This window comes from Mesorhizobium sp. M4A.F.Ca.ET.020.02.1.1 (genome assembly GCF_004022645.1).
Taxonomy (GTDB): Bacteria; Pseudomonadota; Alphaproteobacteria; order Rhizobiales; family Rhizobiaceae; genus Mesorhizobium.
The window spans coordinates 1-10,224 of the sequence record NZ_RZOI01000148.1; the positions used below are offsets into that span (position 1 = coordinate 1).

Annotated in this window: 12 protein-coding genes; 10 read left to right on the forward strand and 2 right to left on the reverse strand. The window is 64.6% G+C overall.

What is annotated here, in order from left to right:
- Positions 1-172 precede the first annotated feature (172 nt).
- Positions 173-943 (forward strand): sulfite exporter TauE/SafE family protein, encoded by a 771-nt coding sequence (locus EN742_RS12345; protein WP_126057863.1) that lies wholly within the window; start codon positions 173-175, stop codon positions 941-943.
- A gap of 38 nt (positions 944-981) precedes the next feature.
- Here EN742_RS12345 and EN742_RS12350 read toward each other — a convergent pair whose 3' ends face one another.
- Positions 982-1,533 (reverse strand): DUF2269 family protein, encoded by a 552-nt coding sequence (locus EN742_RS12350; RefSeq protein WP_126057864.1) that lies wholly within the window; start codon positions 1,531-1,533, stop codon positions 982-984.
- Positions 1,534-2,067: 534 nt separating this feature from the next.
- On the opposite strand from EN742_RS12350, the gene EN742_RS12355 reads away from it, so the two are divergent.
- From EN742_RS12355 to EN742_RS12375, 5 genes are all read left to right on the forward strand, one after another.
- On the forward strand, positions 2,068-2,598 hold the full coding sequence (locus EN742_RS12355) for a DUF1465 family protein (protein ID WP_126057865.1): 531 nt from the start codon (positions 2,068-2,070) through the stop codon (positions 2,596-2,598).
- A 276-nt stretch (positions 2,599-2,874) separates the two neighbouring features.
- On the forward strand, positions 2,875-3,384 hold the full coding sequence (gene ruvC, locus EN742_RS12360; protein ID WP_126057866.1) for a crossover junction endodeoxyribonuclease RuvC: 510 nt from the start codon (positions 2,875-2,877) through the stop codon (positions 3,382-3,384).
- Positions 3,385-3,394: 10 nt separating this feature from the next.
- Positions 3,395-4,015, forward strand: coding sequence for a Holliday junction branch migration protein RuvA (gene ruvA / locus EN742_RS12365; protein WP_126057867.1), 621 nt, complete (start codon positions 3,395-3,397; stop codon positions 4,013-4,015).
- 43 nt (positions 4,016-4,058) lie between these two features.
- Positions 4,059-5,096 (forward strand): Holliday junction branch migration DNA helicase RuvB, encoded by a 1,038-nt coding sequence (ruvB, locus tag EN742_RS12370; protein ID WP_127406690.1) that lies wholly within the window; start codon positions 4,059-4,061, stop codon positions 5,094-5,096.
- Positions 5,097-5,225: 129 nt separating this feature from the next.
- A complete protein-coding gene (locus EN742_RS12375; RefSeq protein WP_127406689.1) occupies positions 5,226-6,128 on the forward strand; it encodes a metallophosphoesterase in 903 nt (300 codons plus the stop codon).
- A 10-nt stretch (positions 6,129-6,138) separates the two neighbouring features.
- On the opposite strand, the gene EN742_RS12380 is transcribed toward EN742_RS12375, so the two are convergent.
- The gene (locus tag EN742_RS12380) at positions 6,139-7,389 is read right to left on the reverse strand and encodes a cellulase family glycosylhydrolase (protein ID WP_127406688.1); all 1,251 of its coding nucleotides are present in this window, start codon (positions 7,387-7,389) and stop codon (positions 6,139-6,141) included.
- A gap of 52 nt (positions 7,390-7,441) precedes the next feature.
- Here EN742_RS12380 and ybgC point away from each other — a divergent pair, with 52 nt between their 5' ends.
- The 4 genes from ybgC to EN742_RS12400 form a co-directional block, all read left to right on the forward strand.
- Entirely contained in the window at positions 7,442-7,915 is a 474-nt protein-coding gene (gene ybgC, locus EN742_RS12385; protein ID WP_126057873.1) for a tol-pal system-associated acyl-CoA thioesterase, read from the forward strand.
- A gap of 307 nt (positions 7,916-8,222) precedes the next feature.
- Positions 8,223-8,933, forward strand: a complete 711-nt coding sequence (gene tolQ / locus EN742_RS12390; protein WP_126057874.1) for a protein TolQ — start codon at positions 8,223-8,225, stop codon at positions 8,931-8,933.
- A 9-nt stretch (positions 8,934-8,942) separates the two neighbouring features.
- Positions 8,943-9,395, forward strand: coding sequence for a protein TolR (tolR, locus tag EN742_RS12395; protein WP_126057875.1), 453 nt, complete (start codon positions 8,943-8,945; stop codon positions 9,393-9,395).
- A gap of 7 nt (positions 9,396-9,402) precedes the next feature.
- On the forward strand, positions 9,403-10,224 hold an 822-nt coding region (locus EN742_RS12400), incomplete at its 3' end, for a hypothetical protein (protein WP_128332853.1).

Here is a 10,224-nt window from a genome sequence, read left to right on the forward strand (position 1 = left end):
ATGCACGGGTCCGGCGACCTTATGCATGGGCCATGCGCTTGCCGCAAATCCGCAAAAGCTGTGTTACGGACAGTTGATCGCGCAGGCGGCTGCCAGAGCACATTGGCTATCGCGATATACCGCTTTCTGGTCTATTGCAGGGCTCCCGCCATCCTCCAGCCGCTCTCACCCCATGTCAGGCCTGCTCAGCGATCCGTGGTTCTATGCCGCCGCCATTCCGGCGGTCATTCTCGTCGGCCTGTCGAAAGGCGGCTTCGGCGGCGCCGTCGGCTTCGTCGGCGTGCCGCTGATGGCGCTGGCCATGCCGCCGGTGCAGGCGGCCGCCATCCTGCTGCCGATCCTGTGCCTGATGGACATCGTCTCGGTCTGGACGTGGTGGGGCGTCTACGATCGCAAGATGCTGGTCGACATGATGCCGGGCGCGGTGATCGGCATCGGCCTCGGCTGGCTGACGGCGGCGCTGGTCACCGAGGAGATGGTGCGACTGATCGTCGGCGCGGTCGCGCTGATCTTCGTGCTGCGCTGGCTCTACCTGCAGTTCCGCCACGGCGCCGACCATGCAGCTGCGCCCAACCGCGTGGCGGCTGCCTTCTGGGGCACCGTCGCCGGCTTCACAAGCTTCGTCGCCCATGTCGGCGGCCCGCCCTTCCAGGTCTATGCCCTGCCGATCCGGCTCGACCCGAAAGTGCTGTCTGGCACATCGGCGATCTTCTTCGCCGCCACCAATGCGCTGAAGCTGATCCCCTACTTCGCGCTCGGCCAGTTCGACACCACCAACCTGACGGCGTCCGCCGTGCTGATGCCGCTGGCGCCGCTGGCGACCATCGCCGGCGCCTGGCTGGTGCGGCGCATGCGGCCGGAGATCTTCTATCCCTTCACCTACGCGACCGTCGCGATCGTTGCGGTCAAGCTGCTCTGGGACGGGATCGCCGGCCTGATATAGGCGGCGAGAATATCCGGCCGCCCTCGCCAATTGCGCTGTCAGGCGGCGCTTTCCACCAGCCGGCGGCCGCCGCCAAAGGCCAGCGTGGCGCCTGCCGCAACCACCAGCGCCATGCCGGCGAGGATGGCGATGTCGTGCACGGTCGGCTTGAGCACCATGTCGGCGATGATCACCAGCATCACCGAATAGTCGAAGCGGGCGGCGCCCATGACGCGCTGGCCCACGGCAAGGACGGCCGGAGTCACGCCATCCTTCGCGATCATGTCGGCCATGCGGTCGGCGCTCGGCTTGAACACGAGCATGCCGATCGCGAAGGTCGTGGCGTAACCGGCAAGGCCGATCAGGATCCAAAGGTCGGAAAAGCCAACCCAGAAAGCGCACATGATGAGGCCGAACAGCAGCGTCAGCATCGACATCGGCGCGAAGTAGCGGTTGCCCAACTGCCCGGTGGCGCGCATCGCCTGCAGCTTGCCCTCGACATTGCCGGCGCGCTCGGCAAGCAGTCCAAGCAGGAACAGCGCGAAACCGCCGCCGACCCACAGAGTGGCCGAGACGACGTGGAGAAACTTGACAATCGAATACCAGTCCATGGGTTCGCTCCTGGCGATTTGCGGTCGAGCGGATTTGCCCGCCGGTTCAGAGGAGCGGGCGTTTAGCGTGGCGCCTGTTTCGGAACGATGTCGCGTGGGAGGCGGGCTTGTTTCGGCACCGGCATTCGCAGCCGTGCGGCGGACCATGGCCCGAACCACATTGCCGGGGCCGATTCGGCATCACGGCGGCTGTCCTGTTACGGCACAGAAGCGGCGCGCCTGGTAAAAAAATCTCGGCGCCGTTAAGACTTCATTAAGCTTTACAGGCGTTTACTATGCGCATCCAGTGATCTGGATTCTTACCGAGTGGTTGGAGCCACTTTGTTTGACGCCTCCCTGTTAAACTCCTGAGAGCCGCCTTATCCGCGGCTCTTTTTTTGTCCGCGGGAACCGTCGGCCGGGCCGTTAACCCTTCGTTAAACATGTGCTTGCCTTCACCGGCGGCGAAGCGCATTTTCAAGCTCAGTCGTTTTAGGGTGCAGGGCGTTACGGCAAGAATGCCGATTCGGCTTGCGGCAGTGCAGGGGCGTAGCGATGAACGAGCCTTCCAAGGGAAGCGCGAAAACCATCAAATTGGCGGAGCGCCGGGTTTTCTCCCAATCCTTCAAGCCGCTCTATCAGGAGGGCATGGGCCTCGTCGAACAGGCCGCCGAATATCTCGACGGCAAGGGCCGGGCCGAGGCCAAGAAGTTGTCGCGGACGGCTGCGACGCTCTATGCGGCCGAATCGATGCGGCTGACCACCAGGCTGATGCAGGTTGCCTCCTGGCTGCTGCTGCAGCGCGCCGCCAATTCCGGCGAGATGACCCGCGACCAGGTCGCCTCGGAAAAGTCCAAGGTACGGCTCGACACCGCGTCCGCGCATGACGAGGCGATCGGCTGGAACGAACTGCCGAAGGAATTTCTCGACCTCGTCACCCGCTCGCTGCGCCTGCAGGCGCTGGTACGCCGCATGGACGAGGAGATCTACGGCAGTGCGCTGGCCGACATGCCGCCAGCCGCCCGCCGCGTCAATCCGGTCTCCGACCAGATCAGCCTGCTGAACACGGCCTTCGCCCGCGGCTGATCCGGCAGCTTGATAATTCGCTCTGATGGCCATCCAGCGCCGTTTTCTGCGCTTCCCTACAGCGCCGCGCGTCCTTTCGGACGCGCAAAGGACGCTGTAGCGCTTCTTGATTTTGCGCGCAGCTCACTGCACTTGAGTACGCTTCGCTCCGGTTCTCGAAAGCAACGCAATATGGCTCATCAGACCAAATTCTGAAGCTGCCTGTCCCTGCCTGAGCCGTTTCTGGTTTGTTCACATTTTGCTGGCATCGCCCTGCGTTGGAGGTAGACTCGGCGCATGGGGGAAGCGATTCGCATCATCGGCATCGATCCGGGGCTGAGGCGCACCGGCTGGGGCATCGTCGAGAGCCTCGGCAATTCGTTGCGCTTCGTCGGCTCCGGCACGGTGCGTTCCGACGACAAGGCGGCGCTCGCGATCAGGCTCTGCCAACTGCATGATGGGTTGGTCGAGGTGCTGCATCAAGCTATGCCGCATGAGGCCGCGGTCGAGCAGACCTTCGTCAACAAGGATGCGACGGCGACGCTGAAGCTCGGCCAGGCGCGCGGCATCGCCATGCTGGTGCCGGCGCGCGCCGGGCTGGTGGTCGCCGAATATGCCCCCAACGCCGTCAAGAAAGCGGTGATCGGCGTCGGCCACGGCGACAAGAAGCAGATCCACATGATGGTCAAGGTGCTGATGCCGAAAGCGGTGTTCGACACCGATGACGCAGCCGATGCGCTTGCCATCGCCATCTGCCACGCGCATCACCGGCAAAGCGCCGCCTACCGGATTGCAGCGCTGGCGTAAGGGGACAGCGATGATAGGCAAACTGAAGGGCACGCTGGACGAGATCGACGAGGATTTCTGCCTCGTCGACGTGCATGGCGTCGGTTATGTCGCCCATTGCTCGGCGCGCACGCTGGCCTCCCTGCCGTCGCCCGGCGAGGCGGTGGTGCTGTTCATCGAGACCTATGTGCGCGAGGACATGATCCGGCTCTACGGTTTCCAGTCGGCGCTCGAGCGCGAATGGTTTCGGCTCCTGATGAACAATGTGCAGGGCGTCGGCGCCAAGGTGGCGCTGGCCATCCTCTCGACGCTGGCGCCGGCCGACCTCGCCAACGCGATCGCCTTGCGCGACATCGCCATGGTGTCGCGCGCGCCGGGTGTCGGCAAGAAGGTGGCCGAGCGCATCGTCACCGAATTGAAGGCCAAGGCGCCGGCCTATGCGGGCGCCGCCTCGGGCACGATCGGGCTGAAGCAGGAGCTCGGCGAGGGCGTGGCGCCGGCGCCAATCACCGACGCCGTCTCGGCGCTGGTCAATCTCGGCTATTCGCGCGACATCGCGGCCAACGCGGTTTCGGCGGCGCTGAAGGCGGCGGGCGAAGGCGCCGACGCCTCGAAGTTGATCCGTTTCGGGCTGAAGGAACTGGCGCGGTGAGGGGCCGCTTGTTCTGGTCCTTGCCGTATGCAAGGAAAGCGGCATGAACCTTTCGCCCCGCCTCATTGCCCCCGACAAGCGCGGCGAGGATGCCGACCAGAGCTTGCGGCCGCAATCGCTCGACGAGTTCGTCGGCCAGGCGGCGGTCCGGGCCAATCTCAAGGTCTTCGTCGACGCCGCCAAGGGACGCGGCGAGGCGCTCGACCATGTGCTGTTCGTCGGACCGCCTGGCCTCGGCAAGACGACGCTGGCGCAGATCATGGCGCGCGAGCTCGGCGTCAACTTCCGCTCAACGTCGGGGCCGGTCATCGCCAAGGCCGGCGATCTCGCCGCGCTTCTCACCAATCTCGAAGACCGTGACGTGCTGTTCATCGACGAGATCCATCGCCTCAATCCGGCGGTGGAGGAAATCCTCTATCCGGCAATGGAGGATTTCCAGCTCGACCTGATCATTGGCGAGGGACCGGCCGCGCGTTCGGTCAAAATCGACCTCGCCCGTTTCACGTTGGTCGCCGCCACCACACGGCTCGGGCTTTTGACCAATCCGTTGCGCGACCGTTTCGGCATTCCGGTGCGGCTCAATTTCTACACGGTCGAGGAGCTGGAGCAGATCGTGCGCCGTGGCGCGCGCATCCTTTCGATGCCGCTCGGCGACGATGGCGCGCTGGAGATCGCCAGGCGGGCGCGCGGCACGCCGCGCATCGCCGGCCGGCTGCTGCGCCGGGTGCGCGATTTCGCCAGCGTTGCCGGCGATGGCCATGTCGACCGCCGCATCGCCGATGAGGCGCTAACCAGGCTGGAGGTCGACGGGCTCGGTCTCGACGCGCTCGACCGCCGATACCTGTCGATGATTGCCCGCAACTTCGGCGGCGGCCCGGTCGGCATCGAGACCATCGCGGCTGGGCTCTCCGAGCCGCGCGACGCCATCGAGGACATCATCGAACCTTATCTGATCCAGCAGGGCTTCATCCAGCGTACGCCGCGCGGGCGCGTGCTGACCGCCAATGCCTGGCGCCATCTCGGCCTCGACGCGCCAAAGGATCTGGCGCAGCAGCAGATCAGCCTGTTCCAGGAGGAGTAACGCAGATTTGTTCCCCACTTGCGCGGGGAACGGCCTGTCTGCGCAAAATCTGCTCGCCGCGGCCAAGCTGAAGACGCAATTGCCGCCTCTAGCTTGACGCAATTGCCATACCAAGGGCCGGGCGGACCTATGATCACCAGACGTGGCTTCCTGCGCCTCATCGGCGGCTCGTTCCTGTCGATGGTGTCGCTCAGCGCCTATGCGGTCGGCATCGAGCCGATGCTTCTGACACATGTGAAGCGCTATTCGCTGATGCCACCGCACTGGCCGGCGGGCCTCAAGCTGCGTGTCCTTGCGCTCGCCGACATCCATGCCTGCCGTCCCTGGATGACGCCGGAGCGGATCGCCTCGCTTGCCGCCGAGGCAAACGCCTTGCGTCCGGATCTCATCGTCCTGCTCGGCGACTATGTCGCCGGCATGCGCCTGGTAACGGACGAGGTGCCCGCTTCGGAATGGGCCTCGGCCCTGTCCGGCCTGAAAGCGCCGCTCGGCGTCAAGGCGATCCTCGGCAATCACGACTGGTGGCACGATCCTGTTGCGCAAAGGGCGGGGGCCGGACCAACCGAGGCGCGCAAGGCACTCGAGGGCGCCGGCATCACGGTGCTGGAAAACGATGCCTTGCGCCTGGAAAAGGACGGACACGGCTTCTGGCTGGCAGGCCTCGCGGACCAGCTAGCGTTGCTGCCGGGCGACGGCCGCGACGAGCCCAGGGGCCTCGACGACCTCGATGGCACGCTGGCCAAGGTGAGCGATAGCGCTCCCACAATCCTGCTCGCCCATGAGCCTGATATCTTCCCGAAAGTGCCGTGGCGGGTTTCGCTGACGCTGTCCGGCCACACCCATGGCGGGCAGGTGCGGCTGTTCGGCTATTCGCCGGTCGTGCCTTCGCGCTACGGCAATCGCTACGCCTATGGCCATGTCGTCGAAAACGATCGAAACCTGATTGTGTCCGGCGGACTCGGCTTCAGCATCATGCCGGTGCGTTTTGGCATGCGCCCGGAAATCCTGCAGATCGATCTCGGGTCCGCCTGAACCGCCCGCTTCAGTGAAGCGACCTGATCGCGTTGATTACGTCAGGCTCGGCCTTGTCGCCGTCGAAAGCGTCGACAATGCCGAAGGCACCGCCATAGCCCCACACCGACCAGGAGAAGCCGTGCGCCTCGGCGCGCCCAATCATCTGACTGACATAGGCGGCGCGGTATTCGGCGGGCATCACATAGGCGTTGCCGTATTCCTGGCGGATCATCCCGAATTCGCCGAGCGTGATGTTTTCCGGTCTTATCCCGTTGGCTTTCGCCCACGCTTCGACCGTCTTGAACGGCGCATCCATGATGCCGAGCAGCTTGTCGTCGCTGTCCATGCTGGCGACCTGCTCGTCGAGATAGGCAAGCATGCCGCTCCGGCGCGTCCAGGGCGCCTCGGCCCTGATCCGGGCACGGATCGTGTCCAGCGCCACATCGAGCTGCCCCTGCGGCACGGCTGTCAGCGGAAAGGGCAGGCCGGTGACATAGCGGATGAAGTCGCCGGCCCAGGTCGCGCCCTGATGGGTGAGCAGGAACGGATCGTAGGAATGGAAGGACCAGATGATGTTGTCGTCGGCGATCAGCTTCGGGTCGATCCTGGCCAGCGACGCGGCGTTGGAGTAGCAGGCGCCGGTGAGGATCAGCGTCAACCTGGTGGCCGAGGAGCGCGCCGCCGCGAATAGCTTCTTCTGGCGCTCCGGCCAGAGATTTGTGCCGTCGCCGTCGCAGTCGACGATCGGCTCGTTCATCGGCTCGAAAGCGACCTGGCCCGGATCCTCGTTTGACAGCGTGCGCGCCATCTTGCGCACCATATCGACATAGGCGTCGAAGGTCCCGGGGTCGTCCATCACCTCGCCCATGCCGATCTTGCGGTTGCCGCCGGCGGGGATCAGATGCATGTCAACGATCACCTTCAGCCCGGCGCGGTTGATCATGCGCGCCGAGTCCAGCACGCTGGCGTAAAGGTCGTCGCGCAGCGCAAGTGTCTCTTCGGACAGGAAGGGGGAGGGGTCGACCGGCATGCGCAGGAAATCGAAGCCGGCATCCTTGAGCGCCTTGAGGTCATCCTCCTTGAGGAACTTTCGCCATTCCGGATAGGGCAGGATGGCGTTCGGGTCGTTCCATTTCTCCTCGCCGGTCCAGGTCGTCCACTGGTCGAGATTGAGGCCGCGCTTCATCGAGAACGTCGCGGCATAGGTGGGCAATGCCAAAGCCCCAAGAGCCAGCAGTGCCGCCATCAAGGTCTTGATCATCGCGCCCAACAGTGCCATCCGGTTCCAGCGCCGCAACACCTGCCTGCTCGGGCCAGAAAAGGAAAGCGCGATGGACGATCATGGTGAATCGGCGGCGCTCGGCGCGGGGCTTTCCGGCGCGCTGACGGAATTCGGCCATCGGCTGATGGCGCGGGTCTACTATGCCGATACCGATTTCTCCGGCGTCGTCTACCACGCCCGCTATCTCGAATTCTTCGAGCGCGGCCGCTCCGATTATCTGAGGCTCGCCGGCGTTCATCATACCGAGCTTGCCGACGGCAAGCATGGCGAACGCATCGTCTGGGTGGTCAGGCGCATGGAGATAGACTTCAAGAGTCCCGCCCGCATGGACGACATCCTGACCATCGAGACGCGCACCGAGGATATTTCCGGCGCCCGCATCTTCATGGCGCAGCAGCTGAAGCGCGGCGACGAGGTGCTGGTCGAGGCGAAGGTCGAGGCGGCGATCATCGGCGAGAACGGCCGGCCGAGGCGCTTTCCGAGGGAGTGGGTCGCAGCGTTTATGCCAAAGGCAAGCGACTGATATTTCGGCCCTCGGCGACCTCCGCAGCCATTTGATCGACAGATGCGAGCAGCGACCCTGCGATATGGGGCGCGGCAATGCGCCGCGCTTCATATCATAACCCATCCTTAACCATAACGGTTCATGAAGAGATTGGTGAAGATTGGCGGAATCCGAACGCCTTCCTTTCACCAATATTTGCCCCGAAAAGGCCGCGAAACGGTGCATTCGGGGTGATCCCGCAAGCTTCAAGCTCGCGCGAACGGACCACAAGGGATGCCCATGGGCCCAGCCGCCAGCGACGCCCGGAAAATCTAAGGACGTAACCATGGAAAACATCGCACTCGCCGAACCGGGCGCGCATTTATCGATTTGGGCGCTGTTCATGCAGGCCAGCTGGGTCGTCAAGCTGGTCATGATCGGCCTGCTCTGCGCCTCGATCTGGACCTGGGCGATCATCGTCGACAAGCTCGTCGCCTATGGCCGCATGCGGCTGGCGCTGAACCGCTTCGAGCAGGTGTTCTGGTCGGGCCAGTCGCTGGAAGAGCTCTACCGTACGCTCGCCGACCGCAAGACCACCGGCATGGGCGCGATCTTCGTCGCCGCCATGCGCGAATGGAAGAAGAGCTTCGAGAAGGGAGCGAAATCGCCGCTCGGCCTGCAGACCCGCATAGACAAGGCGATGGACCTGGCGCTGACGCGCGAGATGGAGCGGCTGGAGGGACGGCTCGGCTTCCTCGCCACCACCGGTTCGGCCGCGCCCTTCATCGGCCTTTTCGGGACCGTCATCGGTATCATGACCTCGTTCCAGGCCATTGCCGCTTCGAAGAATACCAGCCTGTCGGTGGTCGCGCCCGGCATCGCCGAGGCGCTGCTCGCCACCGCCATCGGCCTGCTCGCGGCCATCCCGGCTGTCATCGCCTACAACAAGCTGTCATCAGACGCGAACAAGATCGCCGTGCGCATGGAAGGGTTCTCGGATGAGTTCTCCGCCATACTCTCGCGGCAAATCGATGAAAAAGTCGCGCAGAAGGCCTGAGGTACGATCATGGGTATGTCCGTAGGCATGGCGGGACGCGGCGGGCGCGGCCACAGGCGGCGCGGCCGCCATCACGGTCTGATGTCGGAAATCAACGTCACGCCGATGGTCGACGTGATGCTGGTGCTTTTGATCATCTTCATGGTCGCGGCGCCGCTCCTGACGGTCGGCGTGCCGATCGACCTGCCGGATACGCAGGCCAAGGCGATGAATGTCGATACGCAGCCGATCACCGTCTCGATCAACGCCTCCGGCCAGATCTACCTGCAGGAAACCGAGATCCCGATCGAGGAGCTGGTGGCCAAGCTGCAGGCGATCTCCAAGACCGGCTATGACGAGCGCATCTTCATCCGCGGCGACAAGCTGACAGACTACGGCACCGCCATGAAGGTGATGGCCCGCATTTCTGCGGCCGGATACAAGAACATCGGCCTGGTTTCGCTGCAGGAACAGGATCAGTAGAAGCAAGATGAGGACGGGCCTCACCACATCGGTGATCTTGCATACGGTGGCGCTGGCCTTCGGGCTGTTCACGCTGTCGTCGCCGCCTGCCATGCCTGCGTCCGATGTCGAGTCGGTGGCGGTTGACATCGTGCCGATGGAGGCCATCGCGCAGACACTGCAGGGCGACAAGAAGGCGGTGATGCATGACAAGCCGGCGCCGACGCCGACCAAGCGCCCGGACATCGTCCCCGATGCGCAGAAGGTCGGCGAAAACAGCGTCGATACCGACAAGCCGATCACGGACGAGGCCAAGCCGAAGCCGGTCGACCTGACATCGGCGCCGCCGCCGGCGCCAACGCCGACCGAAAAGCCGAAGCCCGAGGACGCGCCGAAGCCGAAGGAGACGCCGAAGCCGACGCCGGCAACGGAAGTGGCGCCGGTGCCGCAGCCGAAGGAAGAGGTCAAGCCCGAGCCGGTCAAGCAGGTGGAACCGAAGCCGACGCCGGCCAAGGAGCCGACACCAGCGCCGCAGCCGGACAAGACCGCGGCCATCCAGCCGAAGGAAGAGGTCAAGCCGGACGCCGTTGCTGAGGCCATTGCCCAAGAACCGCCGACCGAGACGACGCAGCTTCCAGACTCCGCGCCGGCGCCCGAGGCGCGGCCGAAGCCGCAGCCGGCCCAGGCCGAGAGCGCCAAGGCGCCGGACCGCAAGGACGCCGACAAGCCGGTCAAGGAAGCGTCGTCGAAGCCGAAGTCGGAAGACAAGCAGTTCAACGCGGACGAGATAACGGCGCTGCTCGACAAGCAGAAGCCTTCCGGTGGCGGCGCCAAGCGCTCGGCCCAGCAG